The organism is Corallococcus sp. AB011P, assembly GCF_003611605.1.
GTDB classification, from domain to species: domain Bacteria; phylum Myxococcota; class Myxococcia; order Myxococcales; family Myxococcaceae; genus Corallococcus; species Corallococcus coralloides.
The window spans coordinates 611,908-634,989 of record NZ_RAVX01000002.1 but is presented as its reverse complement, the minus strand read 5'-3'; the positions used below and the strand labels follow the sequence as shown (position 1 = coordinate 634,989).

Genomic DNA, 23,082 nt, shown 5'->3' with positions numbered 1-23,082 from the left:
AGGTCAGTCGCGCGGCGGACCGCGGCGGCGGTCCACCACGCCCGTGGTGACGGGCAGGTCCGCGGACTGTTCGCTCCGGGCCCGCAGGCTCATGGACCCGGTGCTCTCCGCGGGCAGCCCCGCCCAGGTCCGCAGCCGCTCCAGCGCCACGGCCTGCTCCGCTTCCGGCAGGCCCGTGATGCGGGAGCCGTGGTTGCCGCCCGGCTGGAAGAACCGGTACGAGTCATTGCGCGCGCTCACGCTGAACGCTCCCGTGGACCAGGGGTCGTTCTCTCCGTAGACGAGCAGGATGCGCTCGCCGAACACCTTCACCCAGCCCTCCACGATGGGCATCACGAAGGGGTTGAAGGGGTACGGCCTCATGTCGAAGGGCACGAGCGCCCGCGGGTCGTAGCCCCGGGGATGGTGCAGGACGCCGCTCAGGTGGGCCTCGTCGGACGCGTAGCTGCCCAGCTGCGTGGCGGCCTGGAAGTCGTAGGGCGCGTAGTAGTCCAGGTCTCCGTCGCTCATGTACGAGAGGCCAACCACATAATCCAGGAAGTCCACCAGCCCCTGCGCGGAGCCTCCCGGCGGGGGAATCTCGTCACACAGCGACGCGTCGCCGTACTGCCAGAAGGCGAAGGCGAACTCGAGGGCGCTGAACTCCAGCGCCTTGTCCACGCCCAGGAAGTCGTAGGTGCTGCCGTAGTACGCCGCGCCCGTCGCCTGGAAGAGCGGCTCCGTCTCCGCGCGCCGCTCCAGCACTTCACGCTGGAAGCCGCGGATGCTCTCGCGGCACGCGGGCGTGCCCAGCTTGCTCAAGAACTTCACGTAGCGCGGGTCCTGCGTGCCGTAGCTGTTGGGCGCCACGTAGGCCACGGTGGCGTCCACGTCGCGCGGGAAGAACGCCCGGTGGTAGAGCGACGTCATGCCGCCCTTGCTGCCGCCGGTGCTGATCCACTTGCCCGGGAAGAGCGGCTTGAAGGCCTGGACGATGCGGTGGTGGTCCGCCGCGGCCTGCTCGATGCTGAGCAGCTTCCAGTTCGCGGGCTGCGGAATGGAGGGCCCGAAGAAGCGGTGCTCCACCTGCAGCTGGTTGCCCTGCAAGAGGAAGGCGGGCTCCGTCTGGCCGGGGTTCGTGCTGATGCCGTAGCCCGTGCTGGCCAGCACCATGGGCGCCGCCGCGTTCCGGAAGACCAGCGTCATCCGCTGCTGGAAGCGCGTGCCATTCGGGTGCAGGTGGTCCGCCGGCTGGTCATAGGCCAGCACGAAGATGCGCGCGCCAGTGGAGGTCGGCGGCCGCTCCAGCAGCACCGTGAGGCCGGGAATCGCCTGCAATTGCGCCAGGATGTCCGGCGCCGCGTCCTGTGTCCGGGATTGCGCCTGGACCTCTGGCGCGCTCGGGGCGATGGACTCCGGGGGGAGTTCGCTGCCGCCGTATGCCTGGAGCCCCAGTGCCAGCGCACACGCCAGCACCGCGGGACGACCGAAGAAACGTGACATGGGTAAAGCCCTCCTTGGGCGAAAGACAGAACGAACATGCCGGTCCTGTATTTCCAGAAGAAGGACGTCCCAGGTGCTTCCCGGCAATTACTTGCGCCGTGGAGCTGAGTCGCGCAGCAACGGCTGACCCTGGCGCAGGTGTCTGGCCAGCGCGGCGTAGGAGCCCCCCTGGTACCTGGCCCACGCGTCGGGGTGTAGCAACTGCTCCAGCGCTCCCTCGATGACCCGGGCGTGCCCTTCCAGGTGCGTGTCCGCGTGGACCTGGTCCACGGCGTCCGCGCGGTCGTCGGCCACCACCGCGCGAGCCGTCAGTGTGTCCGCGTAGGTGGAGTAATCGTTGTAATAGGTCCAGGCCGCGCCGCGCAGGGTGAGGCCTCCCAGCGCGACCAGCTCTCCATGGAAGAGGAGGTTGTCCGCCTGGATGGAGCCGCCCGCGAAGAGCAGGGCGTAGTCGAACCCTTCATGGATGATGTTGCCCTCCACCACCACGTCCCCAGCGACCAGCAGGCGGGACTGGTCCTCCAGGAGGAGGTGCCCCTTCACGTGGACGCGGCCCTCTTCGAAGACGAGGTCCGTGCCTTCGGAGAGCGTCAGGTCTCCGTCCACCTGCTTCGTCGCGGCGGAGGCCGGAAGTCCGGCCTTGAGGTGGGCCCGCTTCCCGGCCGTCCCGCAGGGCTCGTGGAGCGAGGCGTGTTCCATCAACTTCTGGAGCAGTGACATGGTGGGACCCTGTTCGGTGGGAGGCCCTGGCTCTAAGGTTCCGGGCAATGAACGTCTACGAGATTCGCGGTGCCTTCGGTCTGGACAACCTGGTGCGCGCGGAGCGGCCGGACCCCGTGCCAGGGCCCTTCCAGGTGCGTGTGCGGGTGAAGGCCACGAGCCTCAACTCGCGCGACCTGATGATGGTGGAGGGCCGCTACAACCCGCGCCAGAAGCTGCCGCTGGTGCCCAACTCGGACGGCGCGGGCGTGGTGGACGCGGTGGGGCCGGGCGTCACTCGAGTGAAGCCCGGCGACCGGGTGATGACGCTGTTCGCGCAGGGCTGGCAGTCCGGTGAACCGACGAAGGCCATCACCGCCACCACGCTGGGTGGACCGCTGGATGGCGCGCTCGCGGACACGATGCTCCTGCACGAGGACGGCGTGGTGCTCACGCCCGCGTACCTCTCTGACGAGGAGGCCGCCACGCTGCCGTGCGCGGCGGTGACGGCGTGGAGCGCGCTCGTCACGCAGGGCGGGCTCAAGGCGGGAGACACGGTGCTGGTCCAGGGCACGGGCGGTGTGTCCATCTTCGCGCTGCAGATTGCCCGGCTGTTCGGCGCGCACGTCATCGTCACGTCCAGCCGCGACGACAAGCTGGAGCGGGCCCTGAAGCTGGGCGCGCAGGAGGGCATCAACTACGTCTCCACGCCGGACTGGGAGAAGGCGGCGCGCACGCTCACCGGCGGCGTGGGCGTGGACCACGTGGTGGAGGTGGGCGGCTCGGGGACCTTCGAGAAGTCACTCAAGGCGCTGCGCGTGGGCGGCACCGTGTCCGTCATCGGCGTGCTGTCCGGTGGGGCGGGCTCCGTGTCGCTGGTCCCCATCCTGATGCAGAACCTGCGCGTGCAGGGCGTGTTCGTGGGCCACCGTCAGTCCTTCGAGGCGATGGCGCGCGCGTTCACGCTCAATGACATCCACCCGGTGGTGGACCGCGTGTTCCCCTTCGCGGAAGCGCGCGCCGCCTTCGAGCACATGAAGCAGGGCGCGCACTTCGGGAAGATTGTCATCAAGGTGAGCTGACCCACGCGAAGTGGAAGTGGGCCTCCACCGTGGGCGTGGTGGTGTTCTTGGGCAGGGGCGGGAAGGGCGCTGCCTTCTTCACCGCGGCGAGCGCGGCGGCGTCCCACGCCTTGGCGCCGGACTCCGTGAGGATGGCGGTGGAGACCAGCTTGCCGTCCTTGTCGAGCACGGCCTGGACGATGGTCTTCTTGCCCAGGGCCGGTGTGCCCTTGGGGCCCGGCTGCTTCCAGGCCTTCGCCACGCGCTGGAAGGCCTGCTGCTGATAGGCCGGGCTGTCCACCGAGCCCTGGAAGTAGGTCTGCAACTGCGGACTGCCGCTCGCGGCCAGGGCCCCGGATGCGAGGGCCAGCGCGAGCACCACCACGGCGGTTTTCGGGATGTGGAGCATGGGCCGAATATAGGGCCCGCTCAGCTCCTCGGCTGGGGGCCTCGGGGCGGCAGGGGCTTTGTTTCGGGGGGCTTGCTGACGCCCTTCTCCGGCAGCCAGGACAGGTCGTACACCGCCGCGTCGCCCGCGGCGCGCATCAGCACCACGGAGGCGCCGTGCGCGCCGCTCATCTCCAGGCCGGCGGAGAAGAGGCCCCGGTAGAAGCCGGCGATCACCACCGGGCGGCAGGTGAGCACGTAGCGCGTGGGCCCTGTCTGCTCCAGCCGCGCCTCCAGGTAGTTGGTGCCGGTGCGCAGGTTGCGCGTCATCCGCTCCAGCATCCGGTGCGGCCCCAGAAGCCGCACGCCCGCCAGGAGCGCGCTGCCGATGAGCGTGGCGCCGTAGCCCTCCAGGAAGCGCCGGCCCACCACCTCCGCGCCGTCGTCCAGCGTGGCCTCGGGCGCGAGCACGGACGACGCCAGCTTCAGCGACTCCACCCACACCTCCAGCGGATAGGCCACCGACAGCTTTCCGCGAGGGTCGATGCCGGCCGCGCGCAACTGCTGCGCGCACGGCTCGTCCAGGTGGTCACCCAGGGCGCGAATCAGCCCTTCGAAGCTCTGCTGGAAGACAAGGCGTTCGGGGGTCATCGGCATGTCCTCCCACGCTACCCGTGTGAGCGGGGCCGCCTCAACCCGGTAGGTTCCCAGGTCTCAAGAAGTCCGCGCGGAGTGTCCGAAAACGCAGTGCGGCAGAAGCGCCGACGGGTCGGCCGGCGCGGCTCGACGCGTCGAAAGGGGGCGGGGAGGGTGCGCTAGGGTCGGGGCCATGCCGCATGACGCCCTCGCAGATGTCTCCACGGCCGCCGCGATGCAGGAGCGCGGAGGTTCACGGGGGACTCCCCGCGCCGTGCCCGCGCTGACGGTGGTGTCCCATCCGGTGCCCCGGCGCGTGGGGGAGCGGCGGCTGTTGGACGCGGTGGTGGCGGGGCGGACCCTGGCCCTGTCGCGCAACGCGCCGGACTTCGCGAAGCCGGGCAGTTCGCTGGGGCTGCCGCTGGCGGATCCGTTCGTGAGCCGCAAGCCGCTGGAGCTCTCCGCCCTCGCGGCCGGGGGCGTGCGCCTGGCGGTGCCGGAGGATGGCACGCACGTGGTCGCGGCGGGCGTGCCGCTCCTGGGCGCGAGGGACTTCGGGCCGGCGGAGTTGATGGACGGGGTGGCGCTGGAGCTGTCGGGCCGCGTGGTGCTGCTCTTGCACACGGTGGAGCTGGACGGCGAGGGCCCGGCGGACACGCCGGGCATGGTGGGCGAGAGCGCGGGCCTGCGACGGCTGCGCAAGCACATCGAGCGGGTGGCGGACCTGGACGTGTCGGTGCTCATCCGGGGCGAGACGGGCACGGGCAAGGAGCTGGTGGCGCAGGCCATCCACCGGCTGTCACCGCGCAGGGAGGGGCGCTTCGTCAGCGTCAACCTGGGGGCCATCCCCAAGGACCTGGCGGCGGCGGAGCTGTTCGGTTCGAAGAAGGGCGCGTACTCCGGGGCCACGCAGGACCGCGAGGGCTTCTTCCGCGCCGCGCACGGGGGCACGCTGTTCCTGGACGAGGTGGGCGAGGCGCCGCCGGAAGTGCAGGTGATGCTCCTGCGCGTGCTGGAGACGGGAGAGCTGTATCCCGTGGGCGCCAGCCAGCCGGTGAAGGTGGACGTGCGGCTCATCGCCGCGACGGACGCGCACCTGGAGGAGCAGATCCGCGACGGGCGCTTCAAGGCGCCGCTCTTGCACCGGCTGGCGGGCTACGACCTGCGCGTGCCCGCGCTGCGTGAACGGCGCGAGGACGTGGGCCGGTTGTTCTTCCACTTCGCGCGCGAGGAGCTGGCGGCGCTGGGTGAGGCAGCGCGGCTGGACTCGGAGGACCCGCACGCGGAGCCGTGGCTGCCCGCGCCGCTGGCGTCGCGGCTGGTGCGGGCGGCGTGGCCGGGGAACATCCGGCAGCTGCGAAACCTCACGCGGCAGCTCGTTATCGGGAGCCGGGGACAGACACGCTTGCAGCTGGATCCCCAACTGGAGGAAGCGTTGGGCACGGCGGCGGGAGCGGCGACCGCGCTGATGCCGCAAGGAGCCCACGTGGGGATTGGCGCCGCAGTGGCTCCGGCGTGGGCGGCGGGAGCGGCGACCGCGCTGATGCCGCAAGGAACACAGGCCTTGGCTGGCGCTCCCGTGGCTCCGGCGCGGGGTGCGGGGGCTCCGGAGGCGCTGCCCCGGCGCAAGCCCTCGCAGGTGACGGAGGCGGAGCTGCTGGCCGCGCTGCGGGCGAGCGCGTGGGACCTGAAGGCCACGGCGGACGCGTTGGGCATTCCCCGTCCGTCCGTCTACGACCTCATCGAGCGCAGCCCGAACCTGCGCACCGCAGGGGACCTGGGCGCGGACGAAATCACCCGCTGCTTCGAGGCCTGCGGCGGCGACCTGGACGCGATGGTGCGCACGCTGGAGGTGTCGAAGCGCGCGCTGGGGCGGCGGTTGAAGGAGCTGGGGCTTGCGGCGAAGGCCACCTGAGCGGAGGGCCACGCCGCATGGCACGCTGGATGCTAAGCCGTCGCGTCGTCCCCATCCCCCTGGAGGGTTTCCCATGCGAAGCCGCGTCCTCTTCCCGCTGTGCCTCACCGGACTGCTGCTGGCCTGTGCCAGCGGTGGCGCCCGTTCCACCTCCTCCGAAGCGGCGTCGTCCGACAGCGGGCCGGTGCAGCCCTGCGCGGTGAACCCGACGCCTCCCGAGGGGAGCATCCCGGTGTTCATCACCGCCAGTTCGGACGGCAAGGTGCACTTCAGCAGCACGAAGGTGCAGGTTCAGGCCGGGCAGACGGTGAGCTTCGTGTCCCAGGTGCAGCAGGACCGGTGCATCGGCGTGTCCAACAGTGGGCTCCTCAAGGACTGCACAGAGAACCCCCTGCCGGTGCCCGCGTGTCAGGTCGCATCCTGGACGCTGCGCGCCGGGGATGAGCCGGGAACGACCACGTCGTTGTGGTCCTGCCCGACGAGCGACTGCTCCAAGTGCACGAAACCGCAGGGCATCCGGGTGACCATCAACGGCACGCTGGAAGTCACCGGACGCAGCGAGGACTGAGGCGCGCGGTCCCCCGGAGTGGGCCTCGTCAGGGCTTGCGGGCCCTGGCCGGCCGGGCGGGCTGCCGTGGCGGCGGGGCCGGAGTCGCGGTGGTGCCGGTGCTCGCGGTAACGGCCCTGAGCTCTTCGAGCCCAAGCTGGATGTGCCGTGAGAGGTCCTGCGCCTTCGGGTCCTCGAGCCAGCGCTCGAATGCGACCTTGAACACCGCGATGCCTGCCTCCGCGGCCAGGCTCGCGGTGGGTTCGGTGACGCCGCGCTTTCGAAGCGCGTCCGCGGCGGCCGAGGCCAGGGAGGCCAGCTTGATCAGCTCGCGCTCCCGCAGCTCCGCGTGCGCGGCGAGGAGCGCCTGTCGCGCCCGGGCATGGTCGCGGCGGTCCTTGAAGAAGGGGGCAAGGGACTCGAGGGCCGCGGAGACCGCGTCGAGCGGCGCGGTCCCTTGGGGCGCCTCCGCGATGGTGGTGACGATGCGCTCGTGGAGCGCGTCCGAGCCCCCGAACAGGACCTCCTTCTTGTCGGTGAAGTAGCGGAAGAACGTCCGCTCCGTGAGCCCCGCGCGCGCGGCGATCTCCTCCACCGTCGTCCGGTCGTACCCGTGCTCCTGGAACAGCGTCATCGCGGCCTGTGCGAGCCGGTCTCGTGCGTTGGGTTCCCAGCGGCCCATGGGCACCAGCATAACCTGATTGCAGTCACTGACATCACTTGTTAGGAGTGATGTCAGTAGCTGACATCAAGGAGCTTTCCATGCGCGTATTCGTGACGGGTGCGTCTGGTTTCATCGGCTCGGCGGTCGTTCCTGAATTGCTGGGGGCGGGGCATCAGGTGGTGGGGCTTGCCCGCTCGGATGCTTCGGCCCGGGCGCTGGAGGCGGCGGGGGCGGAGGTGCATCGCGGTTCGCTGGACGATCCGGACAGCCTGCGCGCCGGGGCGGCGAAGGCGGACGGGGTCATCCACCTGGCGTTCATCCACGACTTCTCCCGCTTCGAGGACTCGGTGCGTGCCGACGCGCGCGCGATTGAAGCCATGGGCAAGGCGCTGGAGGGCTCCCAGCGGCCTCTCGTCATCGCGGCGGGGCTGTTGTTCCTGGCGCCGGGACGCGTCGCCGTGGAGACCGACGCGGCGGCTCCATCGGGGCGCGGCGCGTCGGAGGCGATGATGCTCGCGCTGGCCGAGAAAGGCGTGCGCACGTCCATCGTGCGGCTTCCTCCGTCGGTTCATGGAAAGGGTGACCACGGCTTCGTGCCGCACCTCATCGCCTCCGCGCGGCGGACGGGCGTGGCTGCCTACGTGGGGGAGGGGGCGAATCGCTGGCCCGCTGTGCACCGGTCCGACGCGGCCCGGCTCTTCCGGCTCGCGCTGGAGCGGGCCCCTGCTGGTTCAAGGCTCCACGCCGTCGCCGACGAGGGCGTGCCCACCCGGGACATCGCGACCGTCATCGGTCGTCGGGTAGGGGTGCCGGTCGCTTCGAAGATGCCAGCAGAGGCCGGCGACTTCCTCGGCTTCCTGGGGGCGCTCTTCGCGCTCGATGCGCCTGCGTCGAGCGCCCGCACGCGCGAACAGCTCGGCTGGCGGCCTGAAGGGCCCGGGCTCCTGGCGGACCTCGACGACGACCATTACTTCGCACCGGACGCTGGCACGATCCTATGAGCGCGATGGAGAAGCGCTGGCGCCTCGGATCTACGCGCCAGGTCTGACACGAGGCCGCCCGGAGCCGCTGGACCGGCGGCATCCTGCCGTCCGATTGGCGAGAGGAGGGCGCGCGCCGCGCCAGGCCATCGGACGTGAGGTCTGCTCGTCCGCACGGATGAGAAGGTGAGAACCCAGCAGGGCCTCCCCGTCCGCGGCGCACCGCACGAACCTGTCCGACAGTCGGACAGGTTTGAACAGCCGGGTCCGCAAGGGCGCCCGTTTCACCCGAACCGCGGAAACCTGTCGGACAGTCGGACCGCGATTGGGAGGACCGTGCCGGGAGCTCCCTCGTCTACCGAGCCGCAGAAACCTGTCCGACAGTCGGACAGGTTTGAACAGCCGGGTCCGCAAGGGCGCCTGTTTCGCCCGGACCACGGAAACCTGTCCGACAGTCGGACCGCGATTGGGAGGACCGTGCCGGGAGCTCCCTCGTCTACCGAGCCGCAGAAACCTGTCCGACAGTCGGACAAGTTTGGGCGGTCATGTCCGCAGGGCACGCCGCTCCAGCCGAGCTGCGGAAACCTGTCCGACAGTCGAACAGGTTGGACAAACGCGCCGGGGGGGGCAGGCCGCTCCATCCGGGCCGCGGAAACCTGTCGGACAGTCGGACAGGTTCAGGAGAACCCGGACCGAGAGCTGCTGCTCCATCCGGGCCTCGGAAACCTGTCGGACAGCCGGACAAGTTTGGGCGGCCGTGTCCGCAGGTGCGCCGCTCCATTCAAGCTGAGGAGACCTGTCGGACAGTCCGACAGCTTTGAGAGGGCATGGCAGGGAGGAGCCTCCGTTCCATCCGGCCCACGGAAACTTGTCCGACAGTCGGACAGGTTTGGGCGGTCATGCCCGCCAGGGGGCCCCGCTGCGTACAGCCCACGGAAACCTGTCCGACAGTCGGACAGGTTCAGGCGGTCATTGTCCGCAGGGGCTCCGCTGCGTACGGCCCACGGAAACCTGTCCGACAGTCGGACAGGTTTGGAGGGTCGCGCCGGCAGGAGGTGGATAGCGGGGACGGCTGGGCGCTTGGGGCGTGAGCCCACTCCGGCGTTCAACGCGGCGGTGCTGCCTCGGATGACCCAGCTCAGCCCGAGGTCTCCCGATGGCTCACGGCCATCATCGTCGCGAGCATGGTTGCGATGGGCTTGAGGCCCGCATCGGTCTCCGCGAACACGTCACCTGTGGTGACCGTGAGCGTCCGGCCGGGCTTCGTCACCCGGCCCTGCGCGATGAACTTCCGGCCCGCGGCGGGCGCGAGGAAGTTCACCTTGTACTCCACCGTCAGGACGGCGGCGTCCACGGGCATCAGCGAGTACGCCGCGTAGCCGCATGCGCTGTCGACGATGGCCGTGACGATGGCCGCGTGCAGATAGCCGTGCTGCTGCGTGAGGTCCTCCCGGAACGGCAGCTCGATGACGACCTCTCCCGGTGACACGGACGTCAGCGACGCGCCAATCGTTTCCATCACGCGCTGGCGCGCGAAGCTGTCTCGAACGCGCTGCTCGAACGCGGCGTCCGCTGGGGTGAAGACCTGCGGTCCAAAGGGGGGCCCGGCTGCGCTCATGGAAGTGCTCCCGCCCGAAGGAGTTCGGGGCCGTTTGAAGGTACCTCGCAGCGCGGGAGGTGACCGCCTGGGCGTTGCCGGCAGTGCTCAGAGCTGGGGGGCGCTGCCGAAGCCGATCTCGTTCCCGTCGAAGTCCCGGTAGGTGGCCCGTCGGACGCCGTCTTTGTACGTCTCCTGCTTCTCCGCGTGGATCCCCCGCTCGGCGAGCTGGGCCACGAGGCCGTCCAGGTCGTCCACGAAGATCGATAGGTTCGCGTGGCCCGCGTGCTCGGGGCGTTCATCGATGAAGATGGACCGGTACTCCGCGAGATCCCACACCGCCTTCGTGGGCGTGGCGACGAGCGTGGGCGGTCCGCCGAACAGTCGCGAGTACCAGTCGCAAGCCGTGGCGTAGTTCGAGACGGCGATTCCAGCGTAGAGCGCGAGCGGCATGCGCCGACGCTATGTACGTTGCATCAGGACGACAACGCCTGAACGGCGAAGATGCCGCGCACTCTCCAGCGCCGCGCCAGGTCGTCACGCACGGTGGCCCGAGCAATGCCTCCTTGGTGCACGCAGCCGGTGCCGTCATTCCGGCGGCAGCTTCGCGAGTGCGCGACGCAGGTCATCGCGCAAGCTGCTCGCGTCCTTCCACCGGGGGCGCGCGGTGTGCACGGCTTCGATGAGGGATAGCCCCTGCTGGAGGTGTGCGCGTGCGTCCGGACCCGAGGCCGTCGCGCCCCATTCGCGGAGGAACGCGCTGTAGGCCAGTCGCGGGTCCAGGTTCTCGGGATCCAGCTCCAGCGCCTTCTGGAAGTCGCTCGCGGCGGCCTGGAAGGACGCGTCTGGCTTCTGCCCCCGTCGGGCCTCCGCGCGAGCCTGGAGCGCCCGTACTTCGCCACGCCAGCGCCACGCCTGCGCGAGGGATGGGTTGAGCTTCAGCGCGCGCTCCAGCGCCTCCGTGGCCTGGACGAGCGCCGGCCGTGGATCCTTCTCATGCTTCAGCGCGTACGCGGCCACGGTGTGGTGCACCTGGCCCAGGTTGGCCCACGGCTCCGCGAGTCCGGGCAGCAACGTGGTGGCCTGCTGGAGCTCGGCCTGTGCCTCCTTCGCGCTCGCGGTGGGATCCTGGTCGCGCGGCAGGCGCCAGGTCGCGCGCCACATTCGCACCTCGCCCAGGTTGTTGTGCGCGAAGCCCACCTTGGGCGCGATGGCGATGGCCTGGAGGAAGGCCTGCTCCGCCTGGTCCAGCAGGGGCTCTGGCGAATCCCCCCGGTCCCACGCCTCGCGGGCCTGGTCGAGCAGGATGGTGCCCACGCCGTTCTGGAGCGGCGGCAGCTTTGCGTTGATGGTGACGCCCTGGCGGTAGGCCTCCAGCGCGCGGGCAAGCCCTGGCCCCGCGTCGCCGCCGTGGTCTCGCAGGCGCAAGGCGAGCGCGCGATGCACCTCCGCCAGGTAGAACCACGCGACGACGTGCCCCGGGTCGAGCTGGCTCGCGCGCTCCAGCGCGGTCCGGGCTTCTTCCAGGTCCGCGTCCTGCGACGGTGCACGCGGATGGTTGGCGCGGTTCACATAGGCCGTGCCCAGGTTGATCCACGCATCCGGCCGCTTCGCGTCCAACGCCAACGCCCGCCGGTAGGACGCGATGGCCTGCTGCCGGAAGGGCAGCGAGTCCCCGCCGCGCCCGTCCTCCGAATCCGCCCACACCTTGAAGACGAGCCCCAGGTCCAGGTGGAAGTCGTAGTCGCGCGAGGACTCGGGAATGGATTCGAAGGCGGCGACGGCGGCCCGCAGGTGTTCGCGCGGATCCTCGTTCCGGTCCTGACGGTAGCGGGCCCACTGCCACCAGCCCATGGCCAGCGCGTGGCGCGCCTCCACCTTCTCGGGCGCAAGCCTCAGCGCCTCCTTCGCCGCGTCGAGCGTGCGCGTGAGGAGCGGCTCCACGTCGCCTCCACTGCTGAGGCTCGCCTGGGCCAGACGCCGGTGGAGCCGGGCCTCCAGCACCCACGTGTCCGCTTCATCGGGTGCCGCCGTGCGCGCGCGTGAAACGGCCTCCATGCCGCGCGTGTACGCGGGCATCACATCGCCCTTGCCGGACAGTTCCAGGATGAGGGCCTCCTGCTCCAGCTCCGCCCTCGCGCGGTGCACGGCGGACACACTGCGGCCAATGTCCGCCGCCGCGTCGTAGGCCCGCCGTCCGGCCTCCAGGTCGTCCCGGGCCGCGTCGCGTTCACTCGCCAGGGAGTGGCGCACGGCGCGAGCGAGCAGCACGTCGCCCCGGAGCAGCGATGCTTCGTGGAACCACGGCAGCCGCGTGCCCAGCGCGTCCAGTGACTTCAGCGCGTCCTCGAAGCGCTCCTGATGGAAGGCGCGGAGGGCCTCCGCGTATTCGGGGGCGGGCACCTCCGCGCCTCGGCCCTGCTCCAGGAAGGCCAGCGCCGGGTCTCGCGAGTGCGCCCAGGCTTCGCGCTGCTTCGCCTCGCGGCTGGCCGCGTCCGGGATGCGGTCCGCTTCCAACCGTTCGCGCTGGTAGCGGTGGCCCAGCACCAGCGCGAGCGCATACGCCACGCGGGACTCGCGGAAGCCCTTCGCCCAGGCGGCCTCCAGGTGCGTGAGCGCGGCCTCCTCGTCTCCCAGCGCGAGGAACCCGCGCCCCAATGCGTAATGGCCCGGGCCTTCCGCGACGGGACCAGCGTCTCGCATGGAGACTTCGATGTCGCGCATGCGGGCGCGCATCGCTTCGCGGTCCGGCCGCGTGTCGTGCAGGGGCGCCTGTCCGGAGTAGCGGGCCTGGGCCTCGATGCGTTCGACGCCTTCAGTGAAGCGCCGGGTCAGGGCCTCGCGGCGAGACACCTCCCGCCGGGCCATCACCCCCTGGCCCACGGCGCCCGCAACGGCGAGCCCGGTGATGCTCGCGACGACGACGGCGATCCGGTGACGGGCCACCCACTTGCGCACGCGATACGCGGGGCCGGTGCGCGCGAGGACCCGTTCCCCTTCGAGGAACCGCGTGAGGTCGTCCGCCAGCGCCCGCGCGGAGCCATAGCGCCGCGAGCGGTCCTTCTCCAGGCACTTGAGGACGATGGCCTCCAGGTCCGCCGGAATCCCCGCGTCCAGCTCACGCGGACGGCGCGGCTCCTGGGTGGCGATGCGTCCGAGCACCTCCAATCCATTGGCACCCGTGACAGGCGGTTGGCCGGTGAGCAGGTGGTACAGCGTGGCGCCCAGACTGTAGACGTCCGCGCGCCGGTCCAGCCGGGTGACCTCGCCCCGGGCCTGTTCAGGGGCCATGTACTGGGGCGTGCCCAGAACGGTGCCGGTGGCGGTGACGGCATCGTCGCTGGACCAGTCTCGCGCCAGGCCGAAGTCCATGACGTAGGGGCGCAGGGCTCCATCCTCGCCGCGCTCCACCAGGATGTTGGACGGCTTGAGGTCGCGGTGTACGAGCCCGGCCAGGTGGGCCGCGTGCACGCCCAGCGTGGCGTCGCGAAGCACGAGCGCCTTCTGCTCCACGGACAGCGTGCCGGCGAGCGTGTGCAGCGGCGCCCCCGCGATGTACTGCATGGCGATGTACGCGCGGCCCTGGACTTCACCGACCTCGTACACGCGGCAGACGTGTTCGTGGTCCACGCGGGCCTGGGCGCGGGCCTCGGAGATGAAGCGGCGGGACAGCTCCGGGTCCTCGTCGCGAACGAACTTCAGCGCCACGTCGCGGTGCAGCCGCAGGTCCCGGGCCAGGAAGACGCGACCCATGCCTCCCTGGCCCAGGAACCTCACGGGCCGGTAGAGCGTCCAGTGCGGCACCGGGAACGCGGGACCGTCCGTGACGGCGGCGGGGGCGGCCCCTGGAGGCAACGTGTCGTCAGCGGTGCCCGGCTTGGGCGCGCCATCGGGCACGGGCGGTGTCCCGGCTTCCGCCTCCAGGCTCCGGCGCAGCGACACGAGCGAATCCTCGGTGAGCCGCCCGCGCTCCACGAGGAGCTGGAGTGGAGAGACGCCGCGCCGCGCCGCCTCCTCGCGCAGGGGGTCCACGTCCTCGCGGGAGAGCAGGCCCTCGGCCAGGGCCATGCGCAGCTCCGCTTCGTTCGCCTCAAGCACGCCAGCACGCTCCCATTGCGCGGAAGCGTACCGGAGCCCCCATCCTCCACGCACGGCGGCGCGGCGCGACTTGCGGTGTCCGGCCGCCCGTTCCCAAGATGCGCGGCATGAGCTCCATGTGGGTCCTGGAAACGCCGCAGCCGCCGCCGGACGCGCGCATCGCCTATGGCGAAGCCCCGCAGCAGTTCACCGAGCTGCGCAAGCCCAAGGGCAAGGGCCCACACCCCGTGGTCCTCTTCGTCCACGGCGGCTTCTGGCGCGCCGAGTACGGCCTGGAGCACGCGGGCCACCTGTGCGCGGACCTGACGAAGCGCGGCTTCGCGACGTGGAGCCTGGAGTACCGGCGCGTGGGCCAGGACGGCGGCGGCTTCCCCGGCACCCTGGAGGACGTGGCCTCCGCGGCGGACCACCTGATGAGCGCGGCTCCGTCGCTGGGGCTGGACCTCTCCAACGTGGTGGCCATGGGCCACTCCGCGGGCGGACACCTGGCCATGTGGCTGGCCGCGCGGCACCGCCTCACACCGAAGCACCCGCTGTACCGCGACGCCCCGCTGAAGCTGAAGGGCGTGGTGTCCCTGGCCGGTGTGCTGGACCTCGCGCAGGGCGCGGCGCTGGACCTGGGCAACGGCATCGTGAAGACCTTCATGGGCGGTACCCCGGAGCAGGTCCCGGAGCGCTACGCCGTGGCGTCCCCCGCCGCGCTCCAGCCCCTGAAGCTGCCGCAGGTCCTCCTCCACGGCACGGAGGACGACACCGTCCCCCTGAAGGTCAGCGAGGGCTTCCACGCCCGGGGCGTCCAGCAGAAGGACCCCGTGCACCTGGTGCCCCTGAAGGGCGCGGGCCACTTCGAGCTCATCGACCCGCGCTCCAAGGAGTGGCCCCGCGTGGTCCAGGCCGTGAAGAACCTGCGCTGAGCGGCCAGCCAGCCGGGCCCCCTGTTCCCCGCTCGGATGGGGAACCGGGGGGAGCGCCTTGCGCCCGTCCGCGCCTCCGGATGCGCACCCTGTTCTTCGGTCCTGAAGGCAGGGAGGAGCACACCGCATGGCGACGATGGACGTGATGCGCGGGCCGGGCATGGACCGGCTGTCGCGTGGCGCGAAGGAAGCCGCGAACCACCCGTGGGCGAAGAAGCTGGGCCGCATGGGCTACGCGGCCAAGGGCTGCGTCTACGCCATCATCGGGGTGCTCGCGCTGAAGCTCGCGGCGGGCGAGGGCGGACGCGCCACGGACAGTCACGGCGCCGTCGCCACCGTGGCGCACGGACCCTTCGGCATCGTGCTCCTGTCGCTGCTGGCCGTGGGCCTCGTCGGCTACGTCATCTGGCGCTTCGCGCAGGCGTTCGCGGACACGGAGGACAAGGGCTCGGACGCGAAGGGCATCGCCACGCGCGCCATGTACTTCGTGAGCGGCGTCATCTACGGCTCGCTGGCGCTGTTCGCAGTGAAGACCGTGGTGGGCGCGTCACAGGGGAAGGGCAAGGGCACCCAGGGCTGGACGGCGACGCTGATGGAGCAGCCCTTCGGCCGCGTCCTGGTGGTGCTGGTGGGGCTGGGCATCGTCGGCTTCGCGCTGAAGCAGTTCCACACGGCATGGAAGGCGAAGTTCCGGGAGAAGCTCACGCTCACGGGCCTGGCGGCGGCGCATCAGCACCGCGTGGAGCGGGTGTGCCAGTTCGGCATCGCCGCGCGTGGCGTCGTGTTCGCCGTCATCGGCGGCTTCCTGGTGCTCGCGGGCGTGGACGCGAACCCGGGTGAGGCCAAGGGCCTGGGAGAGGCCCTGGCCGTCGTCGCCCGCCAACCCGCGGGCGACGTGCTCCTGGGAGTGGTGGCGGCGGGCCTGGTGGCCTACGCCGCCTACCTGTTCCTCCAGGCGCGCTACCGCGAACTCTAGAAGAGGTTCCAGAGGTACTGGTTCGTCACCTCATGGTGGAACTGGATCTCCGCGTCCTTCACGCGGGTGCCCAGCTGCTTGGGGCAGCGGTCCGCGGAGGACACCTTCAGCTCCGCGTACTTGCCCTGCACCTGCTCACCCAGCGTCTGCGCGATGAACTGGCTGCCCTTGAAGAAGCGCACCGCGTCGTAGATGTTGTCCGGCAGGAAGCGCGTGCGGCTGCGCTTGGTCTCCGCGTCCTCCTGCGGCTGCGGGCCCTCCAGGCCGGTCTTCAGCAGCGTGAAGAGCACCATGTACGGGTTCGCGTCCGGCGCCACGGAACGGCACTCGACGCGCGCGCTGCGCTCGTTGCCGAACGGGATGCGCACCATGGCGCCGCGGTTGTTCGCGGAGGCCTTGATCTGGTTGGGCGCCTCGTAGTGCGGATCCAACCGGCGGTACGAGTTCACGCTGGAGTTGAGCACCAGGCAGATGTCGTTCGCGTTGTTCAGGATCCGGTCGATGAACTCCCAGCCCATGGCCGACAGGCCGTCCTGACCGCCCTTGTCGTAGAACAGGTTCTTGTTGTTCTTCGACAGCGACATGTTGATGTGCATGCCGTTGCCGTTCACGCCCGTGACGGGCTTGGGCAGGAAGCTGGCCGTCAGCCCCTGCTGCGCGGCCACCTGGCGGCAGAGCAGCTTGTAGAGCTGGATCTGGTCGGCGGCGACCAGCGCCTCGCTGTAGGAGAAGTTCATCTCGAACTGGGAGGGCGCCACCTCCGGGTGGTCCTTCTCGTTCTCGAAACCCATGGCGCGCTGCGCTTCCGCGGCCTTGTCGATGAAGGCGCGCAGCCCGTCGCCCGGCAGCGCGTGGTAGTAGCCGCCGATGGAGATGAACTCGAACTTGCCCTCTTCGTGGTAGTGGCGCTCGGCGTCACGGTTCTTGAAGAGGAAGCCTTCGATTTCCGGCGCCGCGTGGAACACGGTGCCGTCCTTCTGGAACAGCTGCTCGGTGGCGCGCTTGAGCTGCCCGCGCATGTCCGAGTGGTACGGCGTGCCGTCACGCTCCAGCACTTCGCAGAACGCCAGCACCTTGCCGGGGCCGAAGATGTCGGACGGCAGCCAGTAGAACGCGCTCCAGTCCACGTTCAGGCGCAGGTCGCTCTCCGCCTGCGCGGAGAAGCCGCGGATGGAGGAGCCGTCGAAGGTGAGGTTGTCCGCGCTCTTGAGGAGGAACTTCTTGTCGTAGTCCAGCATGTGCAGCCGGCCTTCCAGGTCGGTGAAGCACACGGTGACGGCCTTGATGCGCTTCTCGTCCGTCAGGTACTTGATCCGCTCCTCGCGAACCTTGTCCGGCGACTCGCGCTTGATGCGCTGGCGCTTCACCTTGAGGTTGAGCTCCTCCAACTCGTCGTAGGGAATCTCCAGGAAGTCCCGCAGCGGCTTCTGCTCCATGGTCCTGCCTCCAGGCGTGTCCCCGGTTCCGGAATACCGGCGGAGACATCAAAAGCACGGGCGCAGGTATTTACATTCCGCGATGCGAAATCAAGCCTAATTTCGGCGGACTGAAGGCTAAAGGTTTTGTTGGGGCGCGCACGGACGCTCGAACGTCAAGGGACGGGGTGCCTGACGCCCCGGCCAGTGGACACTGCGCGCCGCGCTGCGTTGGCCGCGTGTCCGCATTCGGACGCGAGCTACGGGAGGGGAACGAGCCCCTGCTCGGGCAGGGCGGTGCCGGCGGGCCACAGCACGTAAGCGGCCCCCCGGGAGTGCTGCCAGGCGCGCCACAGCTCGGCGCGGGGGTAGGTGGCGTGGGTGGTTTCGTTGGAGCCGAAAGCAGGGTCGTTGACGACGACGTCGCCTTTGTCGGTGAATCCCTTCACGACGATGAGGTGGCCGTCGGTGCGGCGGGAGGCGCCGCCGGGGAGCTCGCCGGGTTCATAGGCGATGCTGATGCTGACGGGGATGCCGGCGGCGACGAGGCGCTCCACGGGGGCGAACGAGTCGAAGCGGACGACGAGTCCGTGCAGCGCGCCATTGGACATGCTGGAGGCGTAGGCGGTGTTGAAGGCCCAGTTGCCGGTGCCCTTGTAGACCCAGTCATAGGTATGGGCGGCGGCGGTGGGCACGGGGTGTTCCAGGTCCGCGCGGCCCAGCTTCCGGCTCCAGTAGCCGAGCAGCATGGTGGTGGACGTGGGGGAGCACCAGACCTCGCCGCCGTCGGGGTAGATCATCTGCGAGTAGCCCGGCACGTCGAGCACGACGCCCCAGCCGGTGCGGTCCGACGTGGCGTCCTGGGGCTTGAGGCGCGTGTCGGTGACGGCGGCTGCGAGCGCCCGGACGTGGGGACTGATGTCAGGGCGTTCGGAGAAGAGGTGGACGGTGACGCGCAGGGCGTCCGCTCGGCGCTTGAGGTTGAGGGTGTCGGTGAGGACGTTGCCGTCGGCGTCGCCCTGGCCGTCCACGCTGTGGCGCGCGACGGTGGTGGTGTCGAAGGCCCAGACGCCCAACTCGTAGTCTTTCGTCCAGGTGCCTTCGATGCGGGCGGAGACGGAGAGCTTCACCCAGGTGCCGGGAGGCGTCTGGGCGTCGAAGGACGGCACCACGCTGTCGAAGCCGCCGGGGACGGACTGGACTTCGGAGGTGGCGGTGCCGACGCGGAAGGTGCCGCCGTTGTAGAAGCTGCCGCCGTCGAGCCAGCCGCCCGCGGGGAACGGGTCGGCGCCGTCCTTCGCGGTGGAGGGGTCCAGCTCCAGCGCGCCGTCGGCGGTGACACGCGTGCCGTCGCGGGAGAAGCGCGCGAGGTCGCCTGACACGGACGTCTTCTGCCACAGGCGCGCGGGCGAGCCTGCTTCCGGCGACGTGTCCGGAGGGGCCGACGGCGGCGAGGAGGCGCAGGCCCAGATGCAGGTGGCCAGCAGGACGGCGGAGAGGACGCGAGCGCGGGCGTTCACGGGACTGAGTTTCGCAAACGCCCGCGCGGGGGCTCAAGTCGGATTCCTGGAAAGTCCGACCGGGCGGACAGATGTCGGTCCAGGATAGGGGAGGCCTCCGTTGCTCGGACTCTCCATGGGCTGGGCATATGACCGGAGTGGCCACTCCTATAATGGCTCTCCTCACATCAGACCTGGCTGAGCATTTCGCTGAGCACGCCGACTGGGAACTCAGTTCAAGTCGAGTAGTGGCACGTAGTAACCCACGAAGAGCCCGAAGCTCATTGCCCCATTGTTCTGCTCATTGGCGGCCGGGAAGAGCGCGGGAGAGTATCGGAGATCCAGTCCGATGACGAAGGGGTTCTCAGGACTCCCTATGATGGCCCCGGCTTGTAGCCCCGCGACGAGCGCGGTCTGCCAGCGAGGGGCCGTTGCATTTCCATCGTTGTCGAACGCGGCGTACTGCCCAAGATCGAGGATGGAGAGTTGAGCGTGCAGACCATCTAAAAAGGAATCTTCACAGAAGCGCTGATAGGCAATGCCTAGCGGAAGGCCGAGTTGTGCCCACTGGAGTTTCAAACCTGATTCGTCCGCAATCTTGCGTCCGCCGATGGTAATGAAGCCGGCGTTGATGCCGAGGGAGACAATGCTTTCGCCAGTGCGATCCTTGCGGTCCGTGGCAATGTCGGTCAGTGCTTTGAGGGTTTCCTTCCGCCGAGCCTGGAGTTGGGCCCGCTCTTCCCCATTGGTCGACGGGCTCTCATAGGTCGCGGCATAGGACAGCAGTGCGCCGAGTACTCGGGTTCCTCGCTCAAGATTTCTCTCTTGGTCCTGAGGTGCCGAAGAGGAGGGAGAAAAAGTCCGGAGGAACTGGAGGGAGGAGAGGAGGAGGGGTTGGAGTTCCCTCCCAAAAACACCCTTCACGAAGTCGCGTCCCGTCTGGATTCGAGCATGGACCTGGGTCCACTGCGCTTTCGCCTCATCATTACTCTCCACTGATGACAGCACGTCAGCCGCGTCGAGGACGAGGAGTAGGGTATTCCTTGCAATATCTCTCGAGGGAGTGTCTTTGGGTGGGGTGAGCACCTCAAGTCCTTGGGTGACGAATGCCTCCAGCTTGGGAAGAAGCTTCAAGTACTTCACCCTGCTCGACTTGAGAGGCAAGGTGGTGTCCCGGATTTCTGTCGCAAGGTTGTTGAATTGTGAGCCAAGCGGCTCGGGTGAACCCGCGAGATTGAAGTGGTCCTGCGGCGATTCCAGAACCTCTCGGATGAAACGGCCATTGCACCGCCCAGACTGCTGACAGATCGACAGGGTCGCGATGGCGACTGATAGGCCATATCGAACCAGCTTGATGTCTTCGTTCTTGAAGTGCTCCGAAGTTGGAAGCGTCTGTTGCTGCACCATGCGAGCAAGTGCATTCAGCACGCCCTGGATCTCGGCTGGACTGGGGTTGCTCTGGGTCCTGGCGGCAGTAATAATCGCTCGGGCGCTCTGGGCAAGGACCGGTTGCATCTGCTGCTGGAGAAACTTCAAGTCTGCTCGAACATCCGAAACCGATGGCGGCTCCGGGTCTGATGAGAGGCTTCTCACGACGAAGAGCCGCTGGGTCAGCGCTTGAGAGCCGAAGATAGCGAAGTCTTCGACGGCGGCACGTTCGAGTCCGGGCCCCGCGCTTGCAAGCTCGCGGAGGCGTAGTCCGCGAATTGCTTCGCAACTCTTGGAAAGCAAGATGAAGGTTTTGCAGTCTGGGCCGTCCGCGGCACTGCAAGCCATTGAGTTGAGCGGTTGCGAGGGAACACACAGTTGTGTGAGCAGTCGCTGCTTGACGACATCAAGTGCCTTGGACTCCGCGCGCTCAATGGCGATCTCTGCTAGCATCTCAAGCGCATCATCGACGACGGTGGATGCGAGATCTTTCGAGCGCAAACCGAAGCCTGACGCATAGGCGATTCCGCCAGATTCACCAAGTGTCGCGACAGCGTCTTCAATTCGTGGCTTGGAGGCCCGCCGGAAGTCAATGAAGACTTCATGCTCCTGTGTCTTCACGCCTCCGTCGGCGGTGCTGTCGAGCCGCTGTTCTAAAGGGAGGAAGGCAACAGCGTACCCATAGGAGAGGTTGGTCGCGTTGGGCGCGATTGAAGACCTCAAATACTTGAAGCTGCTCGCAGGCGAAAACCTCCAAGCAAAGTCAATTTTCGGGTCTGTCGGGTGGGGCAGTGGCGTGGAGTGGAAGGACACCTGCCACGGACCTTTCTTCAGGACTACGGTACGGCTCAAGACGAGGCCGTCTGTGGGGTTCCACTCTACTTCGATGTGCTCCCCTGCTGCCGAGTCGAAGCTGAGCCGCGTTCGGCTGGGCGGTGCCTCGCTGGGGAGGATGATGAGAGAGTCCTGATCCAGGAGGACGCACAAGGCATTGGGGCCCAGGTTGTATTTCGTGCCGTAGCGATCCTCGCAGACTCTGGAATTGCCGGGTGCCATCCCGCTCCCTGCGGGAGCCTGGGAGGGTGTGCCAAAGTCGGTGCTTTGGGCCCGAGCGCTCATGGTCGTTGCATGGCAGAACCAGATAATGAGGGCCAGCCTGAGCCACTGCGGAAGGTCGAAGGAACTCACGGTTTTTCCTGTGACTGTGGGAGTAGGGAATCGAGCCAGCCAGCAATCTGGTCGAGGCGGCCATACACGCCGCCATCACCGCAGCGCTGTCGTGCATTTGCTACGGGACGCGAGGTGATGCCAAGCAGACGATAGGTTGGGGGTGAGACCTGGACGAAGCTGGTGGCGCACATGGGTGCAATATCAATCCGCTCGAAAACCGGGCCGCCGCTGTCTCCAACACAAGTGTCCCGGCCTGCTCCTGCTGGGAGCACGAACTCGAATTCGGGATGGCAGCCGAGCCGTTGGCTTTCTGTGGCATCGCAGTTCCAGCCATGCGCCCAGACGTCCCGATAGTGCTTGCGACCGAAGCCCTCTCTTCCCTCGGGGTCCTGTGCGCCGAAGCCCGCATGTCGTACGACCCCAAGCGGGGGCTGGTCTTCTTTGAGCGATCTGCGCTGCCGGATGGGTCGCTTTGTCGGCTCGCTCAGCACCAGTAAGGCTGCATCCTGCTGTGGGTCTGGATGTGGGATGCTTTGCTTGACCTTCAGGATTTCGTCGGGACTGACGACATCCAGGCCGAAAAGGACGCGCGTGGCCGGAAGGCAGTGGCGTGCCGTCAGGACATGTTGGGAGGAGACGAGCACGCCGGAACAGTGCCAACCCGAGGAACTACCTACGGCTGCCACGTCTGCGATGGGGTCGAGAGACCCCTGAAAGGGGGCGCGTTCATTGCAGGAGTTTCGAATAGCCAGGCAGGCAGCGGCCAGAAGGGCGTCAATGAGTTGCGCCGCACTGGGCGCTTTGATGTAGGAGCAGGCGGTCTGTCGGTCCAGGGAGAGTTCATCCGCCGTCCCAAGAGTGGTGCAGACATCGCTCGTCAACCTCTCAAGATCCTCGGGCGCGCCAGCTCCGATGATGACCACTTGCACGCCTGCAAGGGCTGCTTTGCGAAGCGCTTCCTTGGTCTGACCAAGAGCCTTCTTTTTCCCCCCTGGGCAGTCGGGTACTCCATCGGTCACGAACACAAGGAGCTTCTTGTCATCGCGGGCCTTCGCCTCCCCCTGTAATTTGATGCCCTCAAGGATCGCCGCCGTCAGTGGGGTGAAACTCCCTTCAGGCTTCCGGGTGTTCTTCTCCTGGGCGAAGGCTTGTGCTTCTGTGAGAGAGAGGAGTTCCGGTTCAAGTTCGCAGGTATTGCCTTTGGACTTGAAGAGTCTGAACTCCATTTTGGCCTGACTCTGGCCTGCATTCCTTGCAAGGCTCTCTATCGCAGCCTTGAGTGCATCCCATCGCGAGAGGAAGCCAGCGGAACCCTTGGTGTGTGGGGTGTTCTGCTCCGCTCTCATGCTGGCCGTCATTGATAGCGAGGCATCCGCATAAATGAGGATACGAGGCAGGTCGCAGGCAGGAGATTGGGCTTCGGCCTGCGCGGACAGAAGGACGAGCGCTGCCAGGCCGACGCTGATCAAGTTGCGATGGGTGAAAGTTCTTCGCAAGCCAACCCCCCGTCACAGACGAAGCACGATGAGCCAGCGGCTAGCCATCGTCAATGAGTCAACAATGACAAAGGGCTGTCAGCGTCAATCCCATTTCCATGTAATTCCCGCTCGGGAC

General features: G+C 68.4%; 18 protein-coding genes. 6 read left to right on the top strand and 12 right to left on the bottom strand.

Annotated features, from left to right (window positions below; all coding sequences use genetic code 11):
* Window positions 1–3: 3 nt before the first annotated feature.
* A complete protein-coding gene (locus tag D7X30_RS07765) occupies window positions 4–1,482 on the bottom strand; it encodes a S28 family serine protease (protein ID WP_120562198.1) in 1,479 nt (492 codons plus the stop codon).
* An 87-nt stretch (window positions 1,483–1,569) separates the two neighbouring features.
* Window positions 1,570–2,202, bottom strand: a complete 633-nt coding sequence (locus D7X30_RS07760; RefSeq protein ID WP_120562197.1) for a hypothetical protein — start codon at window positions 2,200–2,202, stop codon at window positions 1,570–1,572.
* Between the two features lie 47 nt (window positions 2,203–2,249).
* Here D7X30_RS07760 and D7X30_RS07755 point away from each other — a divergent pair, with 47 nt between their 5' ends.
* On the top strand, window positions 2,250–3,263 hold the full coding sequence (locus tag D7X30_RS07755) for an NAD(P)-dependent alcohol dehydrogenase (RefSeq protein WP_120562196.1): 1,014 nt from the start codon (window positions 2,250–2,252) through the stop codon (window positions 3,261–3,263).
* Here the strand turns inward: D7X30_RS07755 and D7X30_RS07750 are convergent.
* Both D7X30_RS07750 and D7X30_RS07745 read right to left on the bottom strand, forming a co-directional pair.
* Window positions 3,250–3,651 carry a TonB family protein gene (locus tag D7X30_RS07750; RefSeq protein WP_120562195.1) on the bottom strand — a complete coding sequence of 134 codons (402 nt, stop codon included), beginning with the start codon at window positions 3,649–3,651 and terminating at the stop codon, window positions 3,250–3,252. The genes D7X30_RS07755 and D7X30_RS07750 overlap by 14 nt on opposite strands.
* Before the next feature lie 20 nt (window positions 3,652–3,671).
* A complete protein-coding gene (locus D7X30_RS07745; RefSeq protein WP_120562194.1) occupies window positions 3,672–4,280 on the bottom strand; it encodes a DUF2378 family protein in 609 nt (202 codons plus the stop codon).
* A gap of 178 nt (window positions 4,281–4,458) precedes the next feature.
* Between D7X30_RS07745 and D7X30_RS07740 the strand changes: the two genes are divergently transcribed.
* A complete protein-coding gene (locus D7X30_RS07740; RefSeq protein WP_120562193.1) occupies window positions 4,459–6,180 on the top strand; it encodes a sigma 54-interacting transcriptional regulator in 1,722 nt (573 codons plus the stop codon).
* Between the two features lie 73 nt (window positions 6,181–6,253).
* Window positions 6,254–6,748 (top strand): hypothetical protein, encoded by a 495-nt coding sequence (locus D7X30_RS07735; RefSeq protein WP_120562192.1) that lies wholly within the window; start codon window positions 6,254–6,256, stop codon window positions 6,746–6,748.
* 28 nt (window positions 6,749–6,776) lie between these two features.
* Here D7X30_RS07735 and D7X30_RS07730 read toward each other — a convergent pair whose 3' ends face one another.
* Window positions 6,777–7,409, bottom strand: coding sequence for a TetR/AcrR family transcriptional regulator (locus D7X30_RS07730; protein WP_120562604.1), 633 nt, complete (start codon window positions 7,407–7,409; stop codon window positions 6,777–6,779).
* 80 nt (window positions 7,410–7,489) lie between these two features.
* Here D7X30_RS07730 and D7X30_RS07725 point away from each other — a divergent pair, with 80 nt between their 5' ends.
* The gene (locus D7X30_RS07725; RefSeq protein WP_120562603.1) at window positions 7,490–8,392 is read left to right on the top strand and encodes an SDR family oxidoreductase; all 903 of its coding nucleotides are present in this window, start codon (window positions 7,490–7,492) and stop codon (window positions 8,390–8,392) included.
* 1,117 nt (window positions 8,393–9,509) lie between these two features.
* Here D7X30_RS07725 and D7X30_RS07720 read toward each other — a convergent pair.
* The 3 genes from D7X30_RS07720 to D7X30_RS07710 all read right to left on the bottom strand — a co-directional run bounded on the left by D7X30_RS07720 (window position 9,510) and on the right by D7X30_RS07710 (window position 14,066).
* On the bottom strand, window positions 9,510–9,989 hold the full coding sequence (locus tag D7X30_RS07720; RefSeq protein WP_120562191.1) for a PaaI family thioesterase: 480 nt from the start codon (window positions 9,987–9,989) through the stop codon (window positions 9,510–9,512).
* A gap of 87 nt (window positions 9,990–10,076) precedes the next feature.
* The gene (locus D7X30_RS07715; protein WP_120562190.1) at window positions 10,077–10,421 is read right to left on the bottom strand and encodes a VOC family protein; all 345 of its coding nucleotides are present in this window, start codon (window positions 10,419–10,421) and stop codon (window positions 10,077–10,079) included.
* Between the two features lie 135 nt (window positions 10,422–10,556).
* Entirely contained in the window at window positions 10,557–14,066 is a 3,510-nt protein-coding gene (locus tag D7X30_RS07710; RefSeq protein ID WP_233591446.1) for a serine/threonine-protein kinase, read from the bottom strand.
* A gap of 107 nt (window positions 14,067–14,173) precedes the next feature.
* Here D7X30_RS07710 and D7X30_RS07705 point away from each other — a divergent pair, with 107 nt between their 5' ends.
* Both D7X30_RS07705 and D7X30_RS07700 read left to right on the top strand, forming a co-directional pair.
* On the top strand, window positions 14,174–14,980 hold the full coding sequence (locus D7X30_RS07705) for a S9 family peptidase (RefSeq protein WP_120562189.1): 807 nt from the start codon (window positions 14,174–14,176) through the stop codon (window positions 14,978–14,980).
* A gap of 127 nt (window positions 14,981–15,107) precedes the next feature.
* Window positions 15,108–15,956, top strand: a complete 849-nt coding sequence (locus D7X30_RS07700) for a DUF1206 domain-containing protein (RefSeq protein ID WP_120562188.1) — start codon at window positions 15,108–15,110, stop codon at window positions 15,954–15,956.
* Here D7X30_RS07700 and D7X30_RS07695 read toward each other — a convergent pair.
* From D7X30_RS07695 to D7X30_RS07675, 4 genes are all read right to left on the bottom strand, one after another.
* A complete protein-coding gene (locus D7X30_RS07695; protein ID WP_120562187.1) occupies window positions 15,953–17,392 on the bottom strand; it encodes a glutamine synthetase family protein in 1,440 nt (479 codons plus the stop codon). The two genes, D7X30_RS07700 and D7X30_RS07695, sit on opposite strands and share 4 nt — an antisense overlap.
* Window positions 17,393–17,631: 239 nt before the next feature.
* Entirely contained in the window at window positions 17,632–18,891 is a 1,260-nt protein-coding gene (locus tag D7X30_RS07690) for a C39 family peptidase (RefSeq protein WP_120562186.1), read from the bottom strand.
* 210 nt (window positions 18,892–19,101) lie between these two features.
* A complete protein-coding gene (locus tag D7X30_RS41595; RefSeq protein ID WP_147443133.1) occupies window positions 19,102–21,486 on the bottom strand; it encodes a hypothetical protein in 2,385 nt (794 codons plus the stop codon).
* Entirely contained in the window at window positions 21,483–22,964 is a 1,482-nt protein-coding gene (locus D7X30_RS07675; protein ID WP_147443132.1) for a trypsin-like serine protease, read from the bottom strand. The genes D7X30_RS41595 and D7X30_RS07675 overlap by 4 nt, the downstream gene beginning before the upstream one ends.
* Between the last annotated feature and the right edge of the window lie 118 nt (window positions 22,965–23,082).

Coding starts and splice junctions, on each gene's coding strand:
- D7X30_RS07760 (WP_120562197.1), bottom strand. CDS start 2,202: ATGTCACTGCTCCAGAAGTTGATGGAACACGCCTCGCTCCACGAGCCC.
- D7X30_RS07750 (WP_120562195.1), bottom strand. CDS start 3,651: ATGCTCCACATCCCGAAAACCGCCGTGGTGGTGCTCGCGCTGGCCCTC.
- D7X30_RS07745 (WP_120562194.1), bottom strand. CDS start 4,280: ATGACCCCCGAACGCCTTGTCTTCCAGCAGAGCTTCGAAGGGCTGATT.
- D7X30_RS07740 (WP_120562193.1), top strand. CDS start 4,459: ATGCCGCATGACGCCCTCGCAGATGTCTCCACGGCCGCCGCGATGCAG.
- D7X30_RS07720 (WP_120562191.1), bottom strand. CDS start 9,989: ATGAGCGCAGCCGGGCCCCCCTTTGGACCGCAGGTCTTCACCCCAGCG.
- D7X30_RS07725 (WP_120562603.1), top strand. CDS start 7,490: ATGCGCGTATTCGTGACGGGTGCGTCTGGTTTCATCGGCTCGGCGGTC.
- D7X30_RS07735 (WP_120562192.1), top strand. CDS start 6,254: ATGCGAAGCCGCGTCCTCTTCCCGCTGTGCCTCACCGGACTGCTGCTG.
- D7X30_RS07730 (WP_120562604.1), bottom strand. CDS start 7,409: ATGGGCCGCTGGGAACCCAACGCACGAGACCGGCTCGCACAGGCCGCG.
- D7X30_RS07700 (WP_120562188.1), top strand. CDS start 15,108: ATGGCGACGATGGACGTGATGCGCGGGCCGGGCATGGACCGGCTGTCG.
- D7X30_RS07765 (WP_120562198.1), bottom strand. CDS start 1,482: ATGTCACGTTTCTTCGGTCGTCCCGCGGTGCTGGCGTGTGCGCTGGCA.
- D7X30_RS07715 (WP_120562190.1), bottom strand. CDS start 10,421: ATGCCGCTCGCGCTCTACGCTGGAATCGCCGTCTCGAACTACGCCACG.
- D7X30_RS07705 (WP_120562189.1), top strand. CDS start 14,174: ATGAGCTCCATGTGGGTCCTGGAAACGCCGCAGCCGCCGCCGGACGCG.
- D7X30_RS07755 (WP_120562196.1), top strand. CDS start 2,250: ATGAACGTCTACGAGATTCGCGGTGCCTTCGGTCTGGACAACCTGGTG.
- D7X30_RS07695 (WP_120562187.1), bottom strand. CDS start 17,392: ATGGAGCAGAAGCCGCTGCGGGACTTCCTGGAGATTCCCTACGACGAG.